18 protein-coding genes are annotated in these 21,607 nt (G+C 64.1%); 12 read left to right on the forward strand and 6 right to left on the reverse strand.

Annotated features, from left to right (window positions below):
- Nucleotides 1-25: 25 nt before the first annotated feature.
- Nucleotides 26-1,369, reverse strand: a complete 1,344-nt coding sequence (locus AAIH46_RS16660) for a nucleotide sugar dehydrogenase (protein ID WP_430307104.1) — start codon at nucleotides 1,367-1,369, stop codon at nucleotides 26-28.
- Between the two features lie 201 nt (nucleotides 1,370-1,570).
- Between AAIH46_RS16660 and AAIH46_RS16665 the strand changes: the two genes are divergently transcribed.
- The gene (locus AAIH46_RS16665; protein WP_430307105.1) at nucleotides 1,571-2,659 is read left to right on the forward strand and encodes a glycosyltransferase family 4 protein; all 1,089 of its coding nucleotides are present in this window, start codon (nucleotides 1,571-1,573) and stop codon (nucleotides 2,657-2,659) included.
- Nucleotides 2,656-3,393 (forward strand): polysaccharide deacetylase family protein, encoded by a 738-nt coding sequence (locus tag AAIH46_RS16670; protein ID WP_430307106.1) that lies wholly within the window; start codon nucleotides 2,656-2,658, stop codon nucleotides 3,391-3,393. The genes AAIH46_RS16665 and AAIH46_RS16670 overlap by 4 nt, the downstream gene beginning before the upstream one ends.
- A gap of 6 nt (nucleotides 3,394-3,399) precedes the next feature.
- Here AAIH46_RS16670 and AAIH46_RS16675 read toward each other — a convergent pair whose 3' ends face one another.
- Nucleotides 3,400-4,380, reverse strand: coding sequence for a glycosyltransferase family 32 protein (locus AAIH46_RS16675; protein WP_430307109.1), 981 nt, complete (start codon nucleotides 4,378-4,380; stop codon nucleotides 3,400-3,402).
- Between the two features lie 265 nt (nucleotides 4,381-4,645).
- On the opposite strand from AAIH46_RS16675, the gene AAIH46_RS16680 reads away from it, so the two are divergent.
- The 9 genes from AAIH46_RS16680 to AAIH46_RS16720 all read left to right on the forward strand — a co-directional run bounded on the left by AAIH46_RS16680 (nucleotide 4,646) and on the right by AAIH46_RS16720 (nucleotide 16,483).
- Nucleotides 4,646-6,535, forward strand: a complete 1,890-nt coding sequence (locus tag AAIH46_RS16680; protein WP_430307110.1) for an ABC transporter ATP-binding protein — start codon at nucleotides 4,646-4,648, stop codon at nucleotides 6,533-6,535.
- Nucleotides 6,532-8,436, forward strand: coding sequence for an ABC transporter substrate-binding protein (locus tag AAIH46_RS16685; protein WP_430307111.1), 1,905 nt, complete (start codon nucleotides 6,532-6,534; stop codon nucleotides 8,434-8,436). The genes AAIH46_RS16680 and AAIH46_RS16685 overlap by 4 nt, the downstream gene beginning before the upstream one ends.
- Nucleotides 8,429-9,436, forward strand: coding sequence for an ABC transporter permease (locus tag AAIH46_RS16690; RefSeq protein WP_430307112.1), 1,008 nt, complete (start codon nucleotides 8,429-8,431; stop codon nucleotides 9,434-9,436). Before AAIH46_RS16685 ends, AAIH46_RS16690 begins: the two co-directional genes overlap by 8 nt.
- Entirely contained in the window at nucleotides 9,433-10,605 is a 1,173-nt protein-coding gene (locus AAIH46_RS16695) for an ABC transporter permease (RefSeq protein ID WP_430307113.1), read from the forward strand. The genes AAIH46_RS16690 and AAIH46_RS16695 overlap by 4 nt, the downstream gene beginning before the upstream one ends.
- A gap of 58 nt (nucleotides 10,606-10,663) precedes the next feature.
- The gene (locus AAIH46_RS16700) at nucleotides 10,664-11,872 is read left to right on the forward strand and encodes a glycosyltransferase family protein (protein ID WP_430307114.1); all 1,209 of its coding nucleotides are present in this window, start codon (nucleotides 10,664-10,666) and stop codon (nucleotides 11,870-11,872) included.
- A 5-nt stretch (nucleotides 11,873-11,877) separates the two neighbouring features.
- The gene (locus tag AAIH46_RS16705) at nucleotides 11,878-13,128 is read left to right on the forward strand and encodes a glycosyltransferase family 4 protein (protein ID WP_430307115.1); all 1,251 of its coding nucleotides are present in this window, start codon (nucleotides 11,878-11,880) and stop codon (nucleotides 13,126-13,128) included.
- A gap of 6 nt (nucleotides 13,129-13,134) precedes the next feature.
- Complete coding sequence (locus AAIH46_RS16710; protein WP_430307116.1) at nucleotides 13,135-14,292, forward strand: glycosyltransferase family protein; 1,158 nt, start codon at nucleotides 13,135-13,137, stop codon at nucleotides 14,290-14,292.
- 144 nt (nucleotides 14,293-14,436) lie between these two features.
- Nucleotides 14,437-15,888, forward strand: coding sequence for a diguanylate cyclase domain-containing protein (locus AAIH46_RS16715; RefSeq protein ID WP_430307117.1), 1,452 nt, complete (start codon nucleotides 14,437-14,439; stop codon nucleotides 15,886-15,888).
- A 193-nt stretch (nucleotides 15,889-16,081) separates the two neighbouring features.
- Complete coding sequence (locus AAIH46_RS16720; protein WP_430307118.1) at nucleotides 16,082-16,483, forward strand: host attachment family protein; 402 nt, start codon at nucleotides 16,082-16,084, stop codon at nucleotides 16,481-16,483.
- Between the two features lie 80 nt (nucleotides 16,484-16,563).
- On the opposite strand, the gene AAIH46_RS16725 is transcribed toward AAIH46_RS16720, so the two are convergent.
- Together AAIH46_RS16725 and alr are read right to left on the reverse strand one after the other, a co-directional pair.
- Nucleotides 16,564-17,814: a D-amino acid dehydrogenase gene (locus AAIH46_RS16725; protein WP_430307119.1), complete on the reverse strand. Its 1,251-nt coding sequence runs from the start codon at nucleotides 17,812-17,814 to the stop codon at nucleotides 16,564-16,566.
- Nucleotides 17,815-17,841: 27 nt separating this feature from the next.
- On the reverse strand, nucleotides 17,842-18,960 hold the full coding sequence (gene alr / locus AAIH46_RS16730) for an alanine racemase (RefSeq protein WP_430307120.1): 1,119 nt from the start codon (nucleotides 18,958-18,960) through the stop codon (nucleotides 17,842-17,844).
- 135 nt (nucleotides 18,961-19,095) lie between these two features.
- Here alr and AAIH46_RS16735 point away from each other — a divergent pair, with 135 nt between their 5' ends.
- Nucleotides 19,096-19,560 (forward strand): Lrp/AsnC family transcriptional regulator, encoded by a 465-nt coding sequence (locus AAIH46_RS16735; protein ID WP_430307121.1) that lies wholly within the window; start codon nucleotides 19,096-19,098, stop codon nucleotides 19,558-19,560.
- A 15-nt stretch (nucleotides 19,561-19,575) separates the two neighbouring features.
- Here AAIH46_RS16735 and AAIH46_RS16740 read toward each other — a convergent pair whose 3' ends face one another.
- On the reverse strand, nucleotides 19,576-20,340 hold the full coding sequence (locus AAIH46_RS16740) for a copper homeostasis protein CutC (RefSeq protein ID WP_430307122.1): 765 nt from the start codon (nucleotides 20,338-20,340) through the stop codon (nucleotides 19,576-19,578).
- A 38-nt stretch (nucleotides 20,341-20,378) separates the two neighbouring features.
- Complete coding sequence (locus AAIH46_RS16745) at nucleotides 20,379-21,587, reverse strand: MFS transporter (protein WP_430307123.1); 1,209 nt, start codon at nucleotides 21,585-21,587, stop codon at nucleotides 20,379-20,381.
- Nucleotides 21,588-21,607 lie beyond the last annotated feature (20 nt).

Consider the following 21,607-nt stretch of genomic DNA (forward strand, 5'->3'; position numbering starts at 1 on the left):
GATCTGGGCGTGAAGTCGCTCGGTCCTAAGCCTTCACCAGCCTGTCGCTGTCGATGCCGCGACGGGCAAAGGCGTTGCGGGTGTCGACGATCAACTGCGCGGACTTGGCCAGCGCCTGGTAGTCGATCTGGTCGTGGTCGGTGGCGATGACCACCGCGTCGAAACCGGCAACCGCCTCGGGCGTCAGCTCGACCGAGCGGCGGCCCTTCAGATGCCCGTATTCACGGGTGCGCGGCACCTCGTCGATGAACGGGTCGTGGTAGCTGACATCCGCCTGCCGCTCAAGCAGCAGTTCCATCAGCCGCAGCGACGGGCTTTCGCGGATGTCCGGCACGTTCTTCTTGTAGGCGAGGCCGAGCACCAGCACCTTGGAGCGGCTGAGCGCCCGCCCCAGCCGCCGGTCGAGCGCCTCGGCAAGCTTTTCCACCACATAGCGCGGCATGGCCGTGTTGATTTCGCCGGCAAGCTCGATGAACCGTGTCGGCTGGTCGTATTCCCGAGATTTCCAGGTGAGGTAGAAGGGGTCGATCGGGATGCAGTGGCCGCCGAGCCCTGGCCCCGGATAGAAGGGCATGTAGCCGAACGGCTTGGTCTTCGCCGCGTCGATGACGTCCCAGACGTCGATCCCCATTGCGTCGTAGACGAGCTTCAACTCGTTGACGAGGGCTATGTTGACGGCGCGGAAGACGTTTTCCGTCAGTTTTACGGCTTCCGCGGTGCGTGTGTTGGAGACTGGAACGATGGTCTTCACCACTGCACCGTAAAAGGCCTGCATCAGTTGCGAGGCGACCTCGCCGTCGCCGGCCACCACCTTCGGGATGCTGGAGGTGTCGAAATCGCGATTGCCCGGATCCTCGCGCTCCGGCGAATAGCCGAGATGGAAGTCGCGGCCGCAGAGAAGCCCGCTGGTTTCCAGGATCGGCTTCATCACCTCTTCGGTGGTGCCGGGATAGGTCGTCGATTCCAGCACGATCAGCTGGCCGGGGCGCAGGTGGCGGGCGATATCGCGGCAGGTGTTTTCGACGTAGCTCAGGTCGGGATCGCGGTGGCGCGTCAGCGGCGTCGGGACGCAGATGGCGATGACGTCGCAATCGCCAAGCAGCGCGAAGTCGACGGTCGCCGAGAACCGCCCGGCGTCGCACTGGCTGGCGAGCACCTCGTTGGATACCGCGTCGATGTAGCTCCGGCGCGCCTCGATCTGGGTGATCTTGTCGGGGTCGACGTCGAAGCCGATGACGGTGAAGCCGGCGCGCGCCATGCTCATGGCAAGCGGTAGGCCCACATAGCCGAGGCCGATGACACCGGCTTTCGCGGTTCTGTCATGGATGGCGGCGAGAAGATCCGGCCTCGTCTTGTTCTGTTCGTCCACCTGGATCGCTCCGCATGAGGATGGCATTTCGGCTCCTCAGTTGAGAGGCCGACGATCTCCTGTCAAGATCACGGAAGGTCGCGCCGGGTCAACCCGGCTGCGGGAACCGGTCGCCCGCCTGCGGCGCTTCGTGGTGGACCTCACAGAAAACGACGCCGCCCGTGCTTGCATTTTACCGGCGGTCCGCGCCATCTGCGCTGCATGAAGATCGCCTTTTACGCGCCGTTGAAAGCACCCGACCATCCGGTTCCCTCCGGCGACCGCCTGATGGCCCGCCAGCTTGTGGAGGCGCTGACCCTCTCCGGCCACGATGTCGGCCTGGTGTCGCGGTTGCGCAGTTTTTCCGCGACATCCGATGTCTTGCCGGACGATCTGCAGGCGGCCGAGATGGAGCTCCAGCGGGTCGCCTCCAGTTTCGCGCGCGATGGGTTGCCAGATTTGTGGTTCTGCTACCATCCCTACTACAAGGCGCCTGACAGGCTGGGACCGGTCCTCGCGCGACGGTTCGGTTTTCCCTACGTAACCTGCGAAAGCTCCTACTCAGGCCGGCGCAACATCGGTGGCTGGGCGCAATCGCAATCACTGGTGCGCGACGGTGCGGCGCAGGCAGCCGTCAACATTTGCCTAACCGAGCGGGATCTTCGCGGACTTCGCGAGGCGGTGCCGGAGGGCCGCTTCGCGCGGCTGGCGCCGTTCATCGAGCCCCGGCCTTTCCTCGTTCGGGATCCGCAGCCGCGGTCGAAGCATATGGTTGCGGTGGCGATGATGCGGTCCGGCGACAAGCTGAGCAGCTACACGGCCCTGGCAGAGAGCCTCTCGCAGCTGCTCGACATCGACTGGCACCTGACGATCGCCGGTGACGGTCCGGCGCGGGGAGAGGTGGAAGCGGCGTTTGCCGGCATTCCCGCTGAGCGCCTCACATGGGCGGGCGAGCTTGGACCTGACAGGGTGGCGCAGCTGCTCTCCACCGCCGCGCTCTATCTCTGGCCAGGCCACGGCGAGGCCTACGGTCTCGCTTATCTCGAAGCGCAGGCCGCCGGCGTGCCGGTCATCGCCGAAGCGGTGGCGGGCGTGCCCGAGGTGGTCGCCGACGGTCAAACCGGAATGCTGACGCCGCCCGGCGATCGTCACGCCTATGCCGGGGCCATCAGGGATATCCTGGCCAATGAGAACCGACGCCAAATCCTGTCGGGTGAAGCCCGCCGGTTCGTTCGCGAAGAACGGTCGATGGATGCGGCGGCGAAGCGGTTCGACGCCATCATTCGCACCCATGTCGGAGGCACAGCATGACCCGCGCGTTGTTCAGGCAGGCTCTCGACGATCTTGCGACGAAGGGTGCAACGGTAAACCTCTGGCTGCGTGACGACGATGCCGTCATCCCAACGCCGGCACTCGCGACACTGCTTGATCTGACCGAACCGCAGGGCGTGCCTCTGACGCTCGCGGTCATTCCCGAGGAGACTGACCACGCGCTTGCCGAGCATCTGGCACGGCGTGATCGTGTATCGGTGGCGGTCCATGGCTGGTCGCATCGCAGCTACAGCCAACCACCTGCCAAGAAGCAGGAGCTTGGGCTCGACCGGCCGTCTGAGATCGTTCTGGCCGAGCTGGCGCAAGGCCTCCACAAGCTCTCGGTGCTTTACGGAGAGCAGCTTCTGCCGATGTTGGTGCCGCCGTGGAACCGCATCGCGCCACAGCTCGTCGAGCAGCTGGCTGGCCTCGGCTTCGAGTGCCTGTCGGTGTTTGGTCGCGAAAAGCCGGCGCCGCTGCTGCCGCTCATCAACACGCATATCGACGTGATGGACTGGCGCGGCACGCGGGGCGGGCGCCCGTCGGATGAGCTATTCGGCGATCTTGCGGCGATCATCAATGACGGGCAGCGGCCAGCCGCCATCGGCATCCTCACCCACCATCTGGTGCACGATGCGCAGGCCTGGGCCTTCCTCGGCGAACTGATCGCGGAGGCCTCAGGTCATCCCGCCTGCCGCTGGGTTTCGGCACGTGACGTGATTGCCAACGCGTAGTGCGCGCTACCAGGATTTCCAGTTGATCAGCAGGCCACCCTTCTCGTCCAGGGCTTTCGCCCGTGCCGCCTCGACCTGCTCGAACGGTGCCTTGCGCTCGAGGTTGGAGGCGACGAAATCGGCATCCGGCATGGAGAAACTTGTGCCGCGAAACACCAGCGTCAGGATCAGCGGCCCGGTGGACCACCAGGCGGGACCTTCCGGCAGCAGCCGGACCGCCTCGGGCAAAATATCGAGAAGTCGCGCGAAGGCCGGATGACCAGCCGGCGCCGCGAGAAACGAATTGGTCAGCAACAGGCTTCCCATGCCGGTGTTGCGAGGCGTCTCCTCGGCGAGCGCCGTCAGACCCGTCAGCGGCAGCAGATCGGCAAAGCTCACATCGTCTCGGGCGGGATACCAGTCGCAATCGAGGTAGATACCGCCCTCCGCCAGCAGCACGGCATAGCGCGCCACGTCCACCGCGCCCGGAAAATCGCCCGCGGCGATCATCGCGGCGAAGCCCGGGTGATCGTAGACGCCGATGCGCGCCAGGTCGTCCTCGCGCCACAGCCGGTATTCAAGACCGTTCTTCTCCGCATGGCGCCGCCACGCCTCGACGCCCGGCGGCACCGCAAGCGAACCGATCCATATCTGGTGGAGGATCCGCGGCACGGACTGACGATTGAAGCTGTTCATCTGCCGCCGAGCCATCTCGTCGACTGCCGCAAGCGGCATCAGCAGTTCTGGCGGCGGCACCAGGCTGTACTGCAAGGCGATACGCTCGGCTGATCGGCCTTCCGCCTTTGCAAGCTTCAGATAGGTCGAATGCAGCTTGCGCGGCAGGCCGAGGGCGGTGCGGCTTCCAAGGCCTGCCAGTCCGTCGAGACGCTTATCCGCCGCGATCCGATCGAGGAGCGCCCGGCCTTCCGCAAAACGCCCGTCTGCGATCATGGCCTTCGCCGCCTTCAGGTCTTGCAGCGCGGCCGGGAGGAGGGAGCAGTCTGTCATCGATCGAGGTTCCGGGCGAAGCGAAGGGTCAAAGCGTTCGTGCACGTTGTCAGAGGATCGTTCAAGCCATCATGACGATTTGCGTCGAGTGTCATGCTCCCGAAATCAATCTCGTTCAATTGAGCGTCAGCGAGCGGCTCCCGGCCACGGGGTTCGTCATGGACATGGACCATAGGCTGCGATACGGTTTGGCAAAACAGTGGGAACAACAAGGGAAACGGGGCGGCCAAAAGGCGCGTCAAGCAGTTTCCGGGATATTGACTGGATGAGTGCACGCACAGATCTGCTCCGCGTCGAAGGGCTGTCTGTCTCCTTCCCCTTGTGGGGAGGAAGTATCGAAGCCGTAAAGAATATCAGCATGCGCGTGCGGCCCGGCAGGGTGACCGCTCTCGTCGGCGAATCCGGGTCCGGCAAGTCGGTCCTCGGGCGCGCGATCATGGGCATCGAGACCGACACCGCGCAGATCACCGGCAGCGTCTTCTTCGACGATCCGCGGACCGGCGAGAAGATCGATCTCCTCAGCCTGCCTGCCGATGGCCGGACCATGCGCGGTATTCGCGGCAACCGGATCGGCATGATCTTCCAGGAGCCGATGACCTCGTTCTCGCCGATGCACACGATCGGCAACCAGATCGAGGAGGCGCTGCGCATCCATTCGGTGATGACGCCTTCCGAACGGCGCGCGCGCTGCGAGGAAATGCTGAGCCTCGTCGGCTTTCCGGAGCCGGTGCGGGCCTTCGACATGTATCCGTTCGAGCTGTCGGGCGGCATGCGGCAGCGTGCGATGATCGCCATGGCGCTGATCTGCAAGCCGTCGCTGCTGATCGCCGACGAGCCGACGACGGCACTCGACGTGACGATCCAGGCGCAGATCCTCAAGCTGCTGCGCGATCTGCAGTCCAAGCTCGGAATGGCGATGCTGCTGATCACCCACGATCTGGGCGTCGTTGCCAGCATGGCTGACGAGGTGGTCGTGGTCTATCGCGGCGAGGTGATGGAGCAAGGACCGGTGGAGGCGATCTTCCGGCGTCCGGGCCACGCCTATACCAAGGGGCTGATGGCCGCGGTTCCGGATTTCAACATGCCGCGCGACACGCGCCTCAAGCCGTTGCGGGAGATCCACGTGGAGACCGCGGGGCTTCTCGGAAAGCAGGCGCGCACGGCGCCGGCCGCGGCGGATGAGGTCATCCTCTGTGTTCGCAACGTGTCGAAGTCCTTTACCTCCAAGCGCCGCGGCGGCTACGGCATGGGCAAGGCGCCGACGACGCTTGCCGTCAACGACGTCAGCTTCGACATCAGGCGCGGCGAAACTCTGGGCCTGGTCGGCGAGAGCGGCTGCGGCAAGACGACACTCAGCAAGATCCTGATGCGCGGCGTCACCGCCGACCACGGCTCGGTCACCTACAACGGCGACACCGGCCCGGTCGATGTGCTGAACGCCGAAGGCAGCGCGCTCACCATGCTGCGCCGGCGCATCCAGATGGTGTTCCAGGATCCGGTATCCTCGCTGTCGCCACGCATGACGGTGCGCGGCATCGTCAGCGAACCGCTGGAAATTCACCAGCGCGGCGACGGCAAGAGCCGGTCGGAGGCGGTGCAGCGGCTGATCCGCGCCATCGGCCTGCCGGAAAGTGCCCTCAGCCGCTATCCCCACAGTTTCTCGGGCGGCCAGCGGCAGCGCATCGGCATCGCCCGGGCGCTGGCGCTCGGCCCGGACCTGCTGATCTGCGACGAGCCGGTGTCTGCCCTCGACGTGTCGATCCAGGCGCAGATCCTCAACCTGATGAAGGACCTGAAGAAGGACCTCGGCCTCACCTACCTGTTCATTTCGCACAATCTGGCTGTGGTCGATTACATGGCAGACCGGGTTGCGGTCATGTATGCGGGACGCATCGTCGAGATCGCCCCCTGCGAAATCATTATGCGCCATCCGGTTCATCCCTATACGAAGAAGCTGCTGGCGGCCGTGCCGCTGCCCAACCTCGACAGCCCGATGGATTTCGCCGCGATCGGCCAACCGAGCGCCGAGGCAAAGCGTCTCTGGGCACGCCAGTTCCAGTCGGAGGCGGAGAACGATCTGACGCATGCCGATCTCGGTGACGGACATTTCGTGCTGGCTCGCCGCAATGTCGATGCGCGGGAGTTGCGCCGATGATCTCGCGTCGCCAGACCCTCGCGCTGCTTGCCGGAACCCTCGTGCCGCGGTCGGTACTTGCCGCCGCCTATCAGGATTCGGATTTCCTGCGCGATCCGAAGGCCGCCAAGCCGCTGCCGCCGGTTGCCGAGCGGTTGCCGAAGGTGCCGCGCGTCGTCAACATGGCTGCCAAAGGCATGTTGCCCGGCAAACACGGCGGTACGCTGCGCATGCTGATCGGCGGCCAGCGCGACATCCGCTACGTGCCGATCATCTCCTACTCGCGGCTGGTCGGCTATAACGAGCATCTGCAGCTAGAGGCCGATCTGCTGGAGCGCTTCGAGGTCGAGAACGAGCGCGTCTTTACCTTCCACCTGCGCGACGGCCATCGCTGGTCGGACGGCAGCGAGTTCACCGCCGAAGACTTCCGCTATGTGTGGGAGGACATGTTCCTCAACAAGAAGCTCTTCAAGGGCGGCATTCCGGCAAGCCTGAAGGTCGAGGGCAAGGGTCCGAAATTCGAGGTGATCGACCGGTTGACGGTCCGCTACACCTGGGAGAACGCCAACCCGATCTTTCTTGCGGACGTCGCCTCGCCGTCGCCGCTGCGGCTGATGCAGCCCTCGGCCTATCTGAAGCAGTTCCACCCCACTTACCAGGACAAGACCAAGCTCGACGCGCTGATCGTCAGCGAAAAGGCGGCCGACTGGGTGGCGCTGCACCAGAACAAGTCGCGCACCGTACGTCCGGAAAATCCGGATCTCCCAACGCTTGACGCGTGGTGCAACCGCACGGCACCTCCGTCCGGCCGCTTCGTCTTCGAGCGCAATGCCTATTACCACCGGGTCGACGAGAACGGCCGCCAGTTGCCCTATGTTGACCGCCTGTTGCTCGACATCAGTTCGTCCGACCTGATTGCCGCCAAGACCGGCACCGGCGAGGCCGACCTGCAGTTCACCAATCTCGACTTCTCCGACTACACGTTCCTGAAGAACGCCGAGCAGCGCTATCCGATGGTCGTCAATCTGTGGAAGCGGATCCAGGGGTCGCGCGTCTGTCTCATCCCCAATCTCAACTGCCGGGACGACGTCTGGCGCAACCTCTGGCGTGATGCGCGCGTTCGCCGCGCGCTGTCTCTCGCGATCAACCGGGCGGAGATCAACAAGGCGGTGTTCTTCGGCCTGGCCAAGGAAAGCTCCAACACGATCCTGCCGGCAAGCCCGCTGTTCAAGCCGGAGTACCGGGATGCGTGGTCGGCTTTCGATCCGGACACGGCCGATCGGCTGCTGGACGAAGCAGGGCTCGACAAGCGCGGCCCCGAAGGTCTTCGGCTGCTCCCCGACGGCCGTCCGGCAAAGATCGTCGTCGAGACTGCCGGCGAGCATTCGGCCGAGGCAGACGTGCTGGAACTGGTCAACGACCAGTGGTCGCGGGTCGGCATCAAGATCTACCTGCGCACATCGCAGCGCGAACTTCTGCGCCGCCGCGTCAAGGGCGGCGAGACGATCATGACCGTCGGCATGGGGCTCGACAATGGCGTGCCGTCGGCCGACATGGCCCCCAACGAACTGGCGCCGACGACCGACGACCAGCTGCAGTGGCCGCTCTGGGGGCTGCATGCCCTGTCCGGTGGCAGCGACGGCCACGCGCCGGACCTGCCGGAGGCGATCGCCCTCTTCGAACTGCTGGAGGCCTGGCGCAGCGCTGCCGCCGCCGAGGACCGCGAAAAGATCTGGCACCAGATGCTTCACCTTTACACCGACCAGGTCTTCACCATCGGCACCGTGAACGCGACGCTTCAGCCGATGGTGCGCGCCAGAACGCTGCGCAACCTGCCGGATGAGGGCCTCTACGGGTTCGATCCCATGTCCTATCTCGGCGTCTATATGCCCGACAGCTTCTGGTACGATGCCGATGCGTGACCTTCTCCGCTACATCCTCTGGCGCATGCTGGTGATGATCCCGACGCTCGGGCTGATCTCGCTGTTGATCTTCACGATCATCCAGCTGCCGCCCGGCGACTATTTCGAAAGCTATGTCGAGGAGCTGAAGGCGATCGGCGAGAAGGCCGACATGGAGCAGATCGAGGATCTGCGGGCCCGCTACGGCTTCGACAAGCCAATGCCGATCCGCTACCTCAACTGGGTCGGTGGCATGATCGTCGGCGATTTCGGCTATTCGTTCGAATACCGGATGCCGGTTCAGGACGTCGTCGGCGACCGCATGTGGCTGACCATCCTCGTCTCCACCGTCACCATCATCCTCACCTGGCTGCTTGCCTTCCCGATCGGCATCTATTCTGCGACGCATCAATACAGCTGGGGCGACTACGGGCTGACGCTGCTCGGGCTGATCGGCCTTGCCGTGCCGAATTTCGTCCTGGCGCTGATCCTCATGTATCTCGCCAACATCTGGTTCGGCACCTCGATTGGCCACCTGATGGACCAGAAGTACCTGTCCGAGCCGATGAGTTGGGACAAGATGCTTTCGATCCTCGAGCACATCTGGATACCGGTCATCATCATCGGCACCGCCGGCACTGCCGGGATGGTGCGCCGGGTGCGCGCCAATCTGCTCGACGAACTGCACAAGCAATATGTGATGACGGCCCGGGCCAAGGGGCTCCATCCGTTCCGCGTGCTGATCAAGTACCCGCTGCGCATGTCGCTGAACTTCTTCATCTCCGACATCGGCTCCATCCTGCCGTCGATCATTTCCGGTGCTGAAATCACGGCCGTCGTGCTGTCGCTGGAAACCACCGGCCCGATGCTGATCCGGGCGTTGCAAAGCCAGGACATGTATCTTGCGGGGTCCTTCCTGATGTTCCTCGCCTTCCTGACCGTCATCGGTGTGCTGGTGTCCGACATCGCGCTCGCTTTGCTCGATCCCCGGATCCGCCTTCAGGGAGGGAGCACGAAGTGACGACCACCACCGATCCCCGGACCGACGACCTGCCGCATTACGTGCGCGACACACCGTTCGACCCGTACGCCGACGACAAGATCCTGACGTCTTCGCCGCTCGACCAGGCGTCGCAGCTGCGGCTCATGTGGTGGCGCTTCAAGCGGCATCGGCTGGCGTTGATCTCCGGCATCGCGCTTCTCGCCGCTTACCTGATGATCGTCATCGTCGAGTTCCTGGCGCCCTACACCGTTCACACGCGCAACATCGATTTCATCTTTGCACCGCCGCAGCGCGTCCACCTGTTCCACGATGGCGACTTTGTCGGTCCCTTCGTCTACGGCCAGAAGATGACGCTCGACATGCAGACGCTGCGGCGCGTTTATGACAACGATCCGGCCGACATCCAGCGATTGCGGTTCTTTTGCCGGGGCGAAGCCTACAAGTTCTGGGGTGTCGTCGACAGCAACCTGCATTTCGTCTGCCCGGCTGAGAACGGCCAGATGTTCCTGCTTGGAACCGACAGGCTCGGCCGCGACATCTTCTCGCGCATCCTCTACGGGGCGCGTATCTCGCTCACCATCGGGCTTCTGGGGGTCATGACGAGCTTCGTTCTCGGCATCGTGATCGGCGGGCTCGCCGGCTACTGGGGCGGCTGGTTCGATCTCATCGTCCAGCGGATGATCGAAGTCCTCCAGTCGATCCCCACCATTCCGTTGTGGCTGGCACTGGCGGCGATCATGCCGGTCGACTGGAGCCCGCTGTTCGTCTATCTCGGCATCACATTCATCCTCGGCCTCCTGGACTGGACAGGGCTGGCGCGTGCCGTGCGCTCCAAGCTTCTGGCGCTTCGCGAAGAGGATTACGTGTTGGCGGCGCAGCTTATGGGAGCCGGCAGCGCCCGCATCATCGGCCGCCATCTGGTGCCGGGCTTCATGTCGCACCTGATCGCCAGCGCGACGCTGACCATACCCGGCATGATCCTTGGCGAAACGACGCTGTCCTTCCTCGGACTTGGCCTGCGTGCGCCGATTACCAGCTGGGGTGTCCTGCTCACGGAAGCGCGAACAGTGAGTGTACTGGCGCTCTATCCATGGCTGCTATTTCCCGTTTTGCCCGTGATTTTCGTGATCCTCGCCTTCAATTTCCTTGGGGACGGTCTTAGAGATGCCGCCGACCCGTATAAATGAGATACTCGGATTGCGCGTCGCGTCTTCCGGCATTCGGATCCTAAGGAGAATACTGAGCATGCCGAGACGACTGGGGAACGCTCGTATCCTGATGTACAGCCACGACACCTTCGGGCTTGGGCATCTCAGGCGATGCCGCACGATCGCCCATTCACTGGTCGAGGATTACCGCGGCCTCAACGTGCTGATCATTTCCGGGGCGACGATCGCCGGTGCCTTCGACTATCGGGCGCGCGTCGATTTCGTCAAGATTCCGAGCGTCATCAAGCTGCGCAACGGCGAATACACGTCGATGGACCGTCATATCGATCTCCACGAGACGATGAAGATGCGCCAGTCGATCATCCGGCACACCGCCGAAACCTTCGAGCCGGACGTATTCATCATCGACAAGGAGCCGCTCGGCCTACGCGGCGAAGTGGAAGACACGCTCGTCTATCTGAAGACCAAGGGCACGACGCTGGTTCTTGGCCTGCGCGACGTGATGGATGCGCCGCATCTCCTGGAGGCGGAGTGGAAGCGCAACGACGTGCTGCGCAAGATCGGCAATCTCTACGACGACGTCTGGGTCTATGGGCCGCCGGAATTCTATGATCCGCTGACCGGCATCGACGTGCCGCCCTGCGTCCGCTCGAAGATGAATTTTGTCGGCTTCCTGCAGCGCAAGGCATCTCTGGAGCCGTCGACGTCGCAGCCGGGACGCGAGGACTACCTGCTGGTGACGACCGGCGGCGGCGGCGACGGTGCCGACCTGGTGCGCGACGTGATCGCCGCCTACGCGGCAGATCCGACGCTCACCCACAAGGCGGTCATCGTGCTCGGTCCGTACATGTCGGGCGAACAGCGAAACCATTTCCACGAGGCCTGCGTCGGCCACCCGCACATCGAGATCATCGAATTCGACAATCGCATGGAAGATCGCATCGCCGGCGCCAAGGCGGTTGTCGCGATGGGTGGCTACAACACCTATTGCGAGATCCTCTCCTTCGACAAGCCGGCGCTGATCGTGCCGCGCACACAGCCGCGCGAGGAACAGCTGATCCGCGCCACCCGGGCGGCCGAACTCGGTCTCGTCGACATGCTGTCGCCGGAGGAATCCACCGACAGCCTGCGTTTTGCCGCTGCCATCAAGGACGTGCTGCGTCGCGAGGCGCCGTCCGTCAGTGCGCCCGACCTGCAGCTTGAAGGCCTTCCGAACATTTCGCGCATCGTCGCCGACTGGTTCAACCGCAAGGGCGAGCATCACCTGTCCCTCGCGCAGGGCTGACGGCCGTGAACCGAAAGAAGAAGATCCTCGTCCTCCTGAAGGGCTATCCCCGTCTGTCGGAGACCTTCATCGCCCAGGAGCTTCTCGGCCTCGAGCGGGCGGGCTTCGAGCTCGAGCTCGTGGCGATGCGCCGTCCGACCGACCGCAAACGGCATCCGGTGCATGATGAGATCCGCGCCAGGGTCTGGTACCTGCCCGAGTATCTGCACCAGGAACCGCTGCGCGTCCTGAAGGCGCTGTGGAAAGTTCGACGACTGGCGGGCTTTGCACGCGCCTTAGCTGCCTTCAGAAACGACCTGCGCCGCGACGTGTCGCGCAACCGGGTCCGCCGGTTCGGCCAGGCGGCAGTCCTCATCGCCGAATGGCCACAGGCGGCCGAATGGCTGCACGTGCACTTCATCCATACGCCCGCGTCCGTCGCCCGCTATGCCAGCATGATCGGCGGCGTGCCGTGGACGGTCTCCGCGCATGCCAAGGACATCTGGACGTCACCGGGTTGGGAGTTGGAAGAGAAGCTGCAGCATGCGGACTGGGCGGTGACCTGCACCCGTGTCGGCTACGACCACCTGACAATGCTGAGCCGCGGCCGCAACAACGTCAACCTCAGCTATCACGGCCTGGACCTCACGCGCTTCCCGCCGTTTGAAGGTACGCGCAGTCGCCGCGACGGCAGCGATGCAGCGGATCCGGTCCGTCTGCTCAGCGTCGGCCGGGCGGTGAAGAAGAAGGGCTATGACGTGCTGCTACGGGCGCTGGCAAAGCTGCCAGAAAATCTGCACTGGCAGCTTGTCCATATCGGCGGCGGCGACGAACTGAAGGTGCTGAAGCCGCTGGCGACAGAACTGGGTCTTGAAGGACGGATTACCTGGAAGGGTGCCCTCGATCAGAAGGACGTGCTGGCGCATTACCGCGACAGCGACCTTTTTGCACTCGCCTGCCGGATCACCGCCGACGGCGACCGGGACGGGTTGCCGAACGTCATGGTCGAGGCCGCGAGCCAGGGCCTGCCGATTGTATCGACGACGGTGTCGGGCATCACCGAACTGTTCGAGAACGAGGAGAACAGCCTGCTTGTTGCCCCCGACGCGCCCGACCCGTTGGCGCTCGCGATCGAACGGATGATCCGCGATCCTGATCTGCGCAACAGGCTCGCCAAGAGTGCCGAACGCAAGGTGCGCAGCGACTTCGATTACCGCAACAGCATCGGCGACCTGGAGCGGCTGTTTGCCGCCAGTTGGGCCGGGAAAGGCGCGTAACTCCAGATGACCACGCCCCATCGCATTCTCTTCTACGTCCAGCATCTGCTGGGCATAGGTCATTTGGTGCGGGCAAGCCGCGTCGCACAGGCGATCCACGCGGCGGGCATGGAGGTGACCATGGTCACCGGCGGCTCGGCTGTCACTGGTTTCCCGGCACCCGGGATCAGGCATGTCGCGCTGCCGACGATCCTCGCCTCGAACAGCAACTTCTCGGGCCTTGCGGACGGCGCCGGCGCACCCGTCGATGACGCGTACCGCGAACAGCGGACACGGGCGCTGCTCGAGGTCTTCGAGACCACCCGGCCGCATGCGGTGATCATAGAGGCCTTTCCTTTCGGCCGCCGACAGATGCGGTTCGAGCTCCTGCCGCTGCTCGACGCGATCGAGGCTGCCGATCCGCGCCCGCTGCTATTCAGCTCGGTGCGCGACATCCTGCAGGAGGACCGCAAGCCCGGACGCGACGAGGAAACCGCCGACCTGGTGGCCGGTCATTTCGATGGCGTGCTCGTCCACGGCGATCCGAACTTCGTGCGCCTGGAAGACACGTTTCCGTTTGCGGGGCAGATCTCGGCCAAGGTCCATTACACGGGGCTTGTGGCGCCGGAGCCGCCCGTACCATCCTCCGACCGCTTCGACGTGGTGGTTTCCGCCGGCGGTGGCGCCGTCGGTGCCGAGCTTCTGGAAGCCAGTCTCGGCGCTGCCCGCATCCTTGCCGACGGCCGAAGCTGGTGCCTGATTGCCGGCCCCAACCTTCCCGGAGACGATTTCGTCCGCCTCGAAGCGATGGCACCGGCCACCGTCACGCTCGTGCGCTTCCGCCCCGACTTCCCGAGCCTGCTGATGAATGCCGAGGTGTCGGTGTCACAGGCTGGATACAACACGGTCTGCGATCTGCTGCGGGCCAAGTGCGCGGCCGTGCTGGTGCCCTTCGCATCCGGAGGTGAAACGGAGCAGACCGTGCGGGCGCAAAAGCTTGCCGCGTTGGGCTTCGCGCAGGTGGTTCCCGAACACGCGCTCGACAGCGACCGGCTGGCGCGCGCCATCGTTGCGGCTCGATCCGGCATCGCGCGGCCGACTGTCGCCGTTGCACTAGACGGCGCACAACAGACGGCGCGGCTCCTTCAGGACCTCATCGACAGCCGATCGACATCAGGCCGCTGACGCGCAGTTCACAAATATTTCGCATTACTAAAGTACACTTAAAAGTCATCGTCGTATTTTCGCGGTCATGTTTAAGTTCATTTAAGTGATTCGACCGCTAAGGAAGGTCAGTGATTCCTTCCGACAATCTTGAGATAACTTCCCATGTCTGCATTCGACCGTTCCGGTGTTTTCGATCTGGCGCCGATCGCCATGTGGATGGAAGATTTCTCGCAGGTGAAGGCACAGTTCGACGCGTGGCGTCGGGCAGGTGTCTCCGACATCCGCTCGTTCCTGCGGGAAGATCTGTCACGGGTGGCGCTGTGCGCCGGCAAGATCCGCATCATCGACGTCAACGCCAGAACGCTTGAGCTTTTTGGTGCGTCGAGCCGCCAGCAGCTCGTCGACAATATCGGCCGTGTGTTCCGCGACGAGATGCTGGAAAGCCACATAAACGAGCTTTCCGCGCTGTTCGACGGCGAGACGCAGTTCGTCGGCAGCGGCGTCAACTACACCCTGACCGGGCAAAGGCTCGATATCCAGCTGCGCGGTTCGGTTATGCCGGGTCACGAGGCGACCCTCGACCGTGTGCTGCTGACCACCGAGGACGTTACCGAGCGCGAGCAGGCCCGGCGGGCCGAGCACCAGAACCGGCAATATGCCGAGGGCATCTTCGAGCATTCGCCGGTTTCGCTGTGGGTCGAGGATTTCAGCAGCATCAAGACCCTGTTGGACGAGCTGCGCGATCGCGGCATCGTCGACTTCCGCGTCTTTACCGACGTGCATCCGGAATTCGTGCGCCAGTGCATGAGCGAGATCCGGGTCATCGACGTCAACCGCGCGACGCTCGATCTGTTCTGCGCCGAAGATCGCCGCACGCTGCTTCACCGTCAGGGCGAGATTTTCCGCGACGAGATGGAGAAGCATTTCAAGGAGCAGCTGATCGACCTCTGGAACAACAACCTGTTCCACCAGCGCGAAGTCGTGAACTATGCCCTCGATGGGTCGGCGCGCCACGTTCTGCTGCAGTTCTCCGTTCTACCCGGCCACGAGGACGACTGGTCGCTGGTGCAGGTGGCGCTGACCGACATCACGGCGCGCAAGAAGGCAGAGGCTTATCTCGAATATCTCGGCAAGCACGACGTCCTGACCAAGCTGCACAACCGCGCCTTCTACATGGACGAGCTGAACCGCCTGGAACGCAAATCGCTACGTCCGGTTTCGGCGATGGTCATCGACCTCAACCGGCTGAAGGAAACCAACGATCACTTGGGTCACGATGCCGGCGATGCGCTGCTGCGCCGGATCGGCGAAGTGCTGAACGGTGCCGTATCGCGGCCGAACCATGCAGCCCGCATCGGCGGCGACGAGTTCGCCGTGCTGATGCCGGGGGCTGACCGGCAGGCGGCAGCCGCCATGGCCGACACGATCATGGAACTGCTGAAGATCAACAACCAGTTCTACTCGAACGCTCCGCTGTCCATTTCCATAGGCCTTGCAACGAGCGAGGACGGCGAGAAGATCGAAACGGTCGTGCGGCGTGCCGATGCGCTGATGTACGAGCACAAGCGGGCGCAGCAGCGCGTCCGGCCGGAACTCCTGCGCAGCAATGCCTGACGGCCGACATTCCTCTGCAGAGATGCCGGAATCATCACAACAAATCCCGCGTGGGCCTCGACCTGGATCCTCGACGGGCGCGGTTGTCGTCTCGCGCCTTCCGGAACCTAACGTCGACTGGCGCGCTGATGAGGGGCTGGACCACCGGTTCGGCCCTTTGCCTGCGCATGCGGGCCAAATGTTGGAGATGAACTTGCACCTTCCCAAGAACACCGTGATCGCCGTTGCCGACGGCGAAAAGATCAGCCTGTTTCAGAACGAAGGCGACGGCGCTAACGTCAAGCTGAAGGCGCTCGCGACCCCGGACGTTGATGCATCCAAGATTACCTCGGGCGCACGCCATTCCAGCAGCGCCGCCAATCCGGGTGACAGCCAGCAGGACGAAGACGGCTTCAGCGGCGGTATCGCCGAGCTCCTCAACAAGCAGGTCCTCGACGGCCACATCAAGAACCTGGTGATCATTGCAGCGCCGCGCACGCTCGGTGAACTGCGGAAGCATTATCACAAGTCCCTGTCCGAGATCCTCATCGGAGAGATCGACAAGGATCTGACAGGACATTCCCTTCAGGATATCGAGAAGGCGCTGGCGAACTAGCCGGCTGACGGAGCCTCTGCCGCAGCGGCGTCGGAGGCTCCACCACTTTGCGGTGGCTTTCCGCGGCCCCGATGTTCTTCCTACCGATAGCGCGCGACCGCCAGGTCCTTGGTCTCGATATCGGCCCGTCGACCGCCGACAATATCGGCGAGCACCTTGGCCGAGCCGCAGCTCATCGTCCAGCCGAGCGTTCCGTGACCGGTATTGAGAAAAAGGTTGCGCACCTTCGTCCCACCGATGACCGGCGTGCCGTCCGGCGTCATCGGCCGCAGCCCGGACCAGAAATTTGCCTTGGAAACGTCGCCGCCCGGGAACAGGTCGGTCACCGAATGCTCCAGCGTCCGGCGGCGAGCCTGTCCAAGGTCGTTTGTGTAGCCGGAAATTTCCGCCATCCCGCCGACGCGGATGCGATCGCCGAGCCGGGTGATGGCGATCTTGTAGGTCTCGTCCATGACCGTCGATTCCGGCGCCCGCGCCGCATCGACGATCGGAATGGTGAGCGAATAGCCCTTCACCGGATAGACAGGCAGGTCGATGCCGTACGGCTTGACGAGCAGCGGCGAGTAGCTGCCGAGCGCCACGACCACGGCGTCCGAGGCGACCAGCCCGGTATCCGTCATGACGCCCTTGACCTCTCCGGCCTCAACGTTCAGCGCCTTGATCTGCACGCCCCAGCGGAATGTTACGCCCATGCTGGTCGCCTTGTCGGCCAGGGCATTGGTGAACTTGAAGCAGTCGCCTGTCTCGTCCTTCGGCGTCAGCAGTCCGCCGACCATCTTGTCGCGGACATGAGCGAGCGCCGGCTCGACGCGGATGCAGCCATCCGGATCCAGAACCTCATAGGGAATGCCGTCTGCCGCCAGCGCCTTGACGTCCTTGGCCGACGCGTCGAGCTGTGCCTGTGTCCGGAACAGCTGCAGCGTCCCCTGCATGCGCTGATCGTAGTCGATGTTGGTGTCCATGCGCACTTCGGCCAGCGCCAGACGGCTGTAATCGGCCAGCCGCAGCATGCGGCTCTTGTTGATCGCGTAACGCTCCGAGGTGCAGTTGGAGAGCATCTTCAGCATCCACGACAGCGTGGCCGCGTCGAGCTTCGGCCGCAGGATCAGCGGCGCGTGTTCCATGAACAGCCACTTCAGCGCCTTCTGGGGAATGCCCGGCGCCGCCCAGGGCGAGCAGTAGCCGAACGACACCTCGCCGGCATTGGCGAACGAGGTCTCCAGAGCCGGGCCCGGCTGCCGGTCGAGGACGGTGACCTCATGGCCGGCTTTCGCCAGGTAGTAGGCGGAGGTCACGCCGATGACGCCGGCTCCAAGAATGGTGATCTTCATCGTAGTGTCCCGTGACTGGTGGTTGGCTCAGCGGTAGCGGCGCAAGGTGCGATGGCCGATGCTGGTGAGGATCTCGTAAGGAATGGTGCCGGCGTCTTCCGCGACATCTTCGATCGACTGCTGCGGGCCGATCCACTCGACGAGGCTGCCGAGCTTCAGGGTGCCGGCCGGCAGGTCGGAGATATCGATGATCGTGCTGTCCATCGACACGCGACCGAGGATCGGCAGCCGGATGCCGTCGAAGTAGAAGGCACCGCGATTGCTGAGCGACCGCAGCACGCCATCGGCATAACCGAGCGCCAGCGTCGCCAGCCGGCGCTCGCCTTCGGTCACATGGGTTGCGGCATAACCGACCGCTGTACCGGCCGGCACGATGCGCGTCTGCACGACAGCCGCCTCGATCGTCATGACCCGTTCCATCGGCCGCACCGGCAGGTCCGTCGGACGAGCGCCGTAGAGCGCGATGCCTGGACGCACGAGAGCACCGCGGTAGTTCGGCCCAAGGAACGCGCCGCCCGAATTGGCAAACGACACCGGCACGCCCGGAAACATGTCCTCGAACCGCAGCATGCTCTGTTCCTGGGCCGCGTTATGCGGATCCTCGACATCGTCGGCGCAGGCGAGATGGCTCATGATGGCGCGCACGTCGATGCCGTTCAGCAGTGCCGGATCTGTGGCCAGCGCTTCCGCCTCCTCGGCCGCCATGCCCAGACGCGACATGCCGGTATCGAACTGCAGGAGGGCGGGCAGGCGACGCGACGCAAGCTGTGCGACCGAGCGCCAGCGCCCGATCTGCTCCAGGGAATTCAGCACTGGCACGATGTCGCGCCCGGCGCAGTCCGCCTCGACGCCGGGCTGCAACCCGTTCAGGACGTAGAGCGTCGCATCTTGGGGAAGGCTCGGCCGCAATGAGGTCGCCTCGCCGTACTGGGCGACGAAGAAATCCCGGCATCCCTCGCCGTAGAGAACGGGAGCGACCGTTCGGGCACCGAGACCATAGGCGTCGGCCTTGACGACCGCGGCTGCCCTTGCCGGCGCCACCATCTCGGCGATACGCCGATAGTTGCGGCGCAGAGCGGCAAGATCGATCGTCAGGACGCCCGGCGCGCCGGTGGCCTCGCAGTCCAGGTTCGACAGCATGTCCATGGGCGAGACCTCACAAGCTCAATCCTGATAAAAGTGTAGCGTGAAGATCGTGCGCGTTCCGAGCAGATATTGCCGCTATCGCGCGTTCATGCTCATATCGCTCGAAATCTCAGCGCAAGGACGCATGAAGCGAGCATGAGCCCGACGATCGATGCCATAGACCGCAACATCATCAGACTGCTGCGGTTGGATGCCCGCATGAGCAGCGCCAAGATGGCCGAGATCGTCGGCCTTTCGCCGTCCGCCTGTCTCAGGCGCATCCGCATGATGGAGCAGAGCGGCATCATCCGCGGCTACACGGCACTGATCGGATCTGGCGAAGAGGGAAGCACGCTGGCGGTGATGATCAACATCACGCTGGACCGCCAGACCGAGGATTCGCTCAATCGCTTCGAAGATGCGGTACGCAAGCATCCGGAAATCCGCGAGTGCTATCTGATGACCGGAGACTGGGACTATTTCCTGCGGGTCGAGGTGGAAAGCCCGAAGGAATTCGAGGCGATCCACACGGACATCCTGTCGAAGCTGCCGGGCGTCACGCGCATCCACTCCAGCTTCTCGATCCGCAACGCATTGCTGGCGCGCGGCCGCCGGGGTTAGCCGCGAGATCCTGGGTCAGGCACGCCCGATGCGACGCCCGGCCCGGTCGGCAACCGCGCTGCAGAGGATGGCCTTCAACTGCCGGACGGCCGAGGCATCGGTGCGCAGCATCTCGCGTGCGGCAAAACTCAGGTCGACCAGCTGCTGGTCGTGTTCGACAAACCGTGCCGAGCAGGAGGCATGCAGTTCCACAACGGCAAGCCGCGCGAGAAGCGCAGGCGCGGTTGCCGGGCGAACGCCGGAGCCCGGCATGATCGCGATCCGGGTGCCCGCCTGCTCGAAGAGCCCGGCCAGCGTCTCCACGCCCTCGAGCGCGGTGGGTTTTCCGCCGGAGGTCAGGATGCGGGAAAAGCCAAGCGCGATCGCCTGTTCCAGAGCCTCGGTCTTGTCGGGGGTCACGTCGAAAGCGCGGTGCAGCGTGCGGTCCAGCCCGTCGGCATGACGGCATAGCGTCGCGAGTGTCGCCATGTCCAGTCTGCCGTCGGCAAGGTTAGCGCCGATCACCACGCCGGCAAGCCCGGCGGCCCGGGCAGCGTCGATATCCGCCTTCATGATTTCCACCTCCTCGGGCGAGAAGACGAAGCTTCCGGCGCGCGGCCGGATCATGGCGAACACCGGGATCGGTTGGCGTCCGGCAAGCGTCATGAAGCCGCGCGACGGGGTCAGGCCGCCGACTGAAAGCGCCGAGCAGAGCTCGATGCGGTCGCCGCCGCCTTCGATGGCCGAAAACAGCCCTTCGGCATTGTCGACGCAGATTTCGAGGATCGGATCGTTGTGCATGCTGTGATAGCCTCCCGCTGACCTTCCCGCTGCTGTTCTCATACGGTTCTTCGCCGGGTGCCGTCCAGCACCAGAAGCAGCGCGATGCCGGCGCTGCCGACCAACGCCCCGAGGATCGCCACAAGACCATAGCTGCCGATGGCCGTGCCGACGGCGAAGATGACGGCGCTGAGGCCTGCGCTTAGAAAGATGTTGACGGCGATCAGCGAGCTGCCCAGTCCCGGCCGGTCGGCGATCAGGTCCTGCAGATAGGTGATCGGCAGGCTGATGATGGCGGCCGCCGCGATGCCGCTGAGGATGGTCTGGGCGTAGACGTGCCAGGTGGTGCTGACAAACCCCTGGAGCAGCAGGTAGAGCGCGTAGAGACCGGCTCCGATCGCCAACGCCCTCACCGCGGTCAGCCAGCGCTCGGCGCGTCCCCAGACGATGATGAAGATGATCTCCAGCAGTGCCACGATGCCGATGATGATGCCGACATCGCCCACCGTGCCGCCTGCCTGGCCGGTGACGATCAGTGGCAGGATGGCATCGTTGATGTGCAGCATCGAGCAGATCAGCGCGATCGCCAGGATCCGCAGCATCACGCGCGTCTCGAAGACCTCGCGGAGCGATGCGAGAAACCGGTAGCGCTCCTCGGTCCGCCGCTCAGGCTGGACCTGCGGTTTCGGAAACTGGAAGGCCGCGAGCAGGAAGCAGGCAATCGCCGCGATCGTCGCCACCAGGTAGGCCGGCAGCATTGAGGAAGCGCCCGCCAGCATGACGCCGACGATCCCCGGCATCAGCACCCAGGATAGTGACAGGGTGGCGCGCATCGTCGAGTTGATGGCAATCAGTCGTGCGGCCGTCTGGCCCGTCGAGCTTGCCCGGATATAGGCGAAGATCAGCGAGTTCAGCGCCCCGTAGATCGGCAGCAGGATCAGCTTCGAGGCGACGAATGCGGGTACGCTGGCGGCCAGGTAGACGAGACCGAAGCCCGCCACGCCGAACAGGCTGATATAGAGGATAGATGTCCGGTAGTCGCCCATCCGGTCGGCCAGAATCCCCATCAGCACGCTTGCCGTGACGTTGATGGCGGCGGCCGAAAACATCAGGACTGCGTAGCCGCTGTCACTGAGGCCGAGCTCCTGGATGCCGATGATCGACTGGTAAGGCGATGTTGCCGCACCAGTCGTGCCGAAGAAGAAGATGGCGAGCGCGCTTGCGCGCAGCGCCGGATCCTTCAGCGTATTGCACAGGCTGACGCTCATCTGAGGCTCCGCCCGACCGA

Origin of the sequence: Rhizobium sp. 0TCS1.26, from assembly GCF_050455525.1 — a bacterium.
Taxonomy (GTDB): Bacteria; Pseudomonadota; Alphaproteobacteria; order Rhizobiales; family Rhizobiaceae; genus Neorhizobium.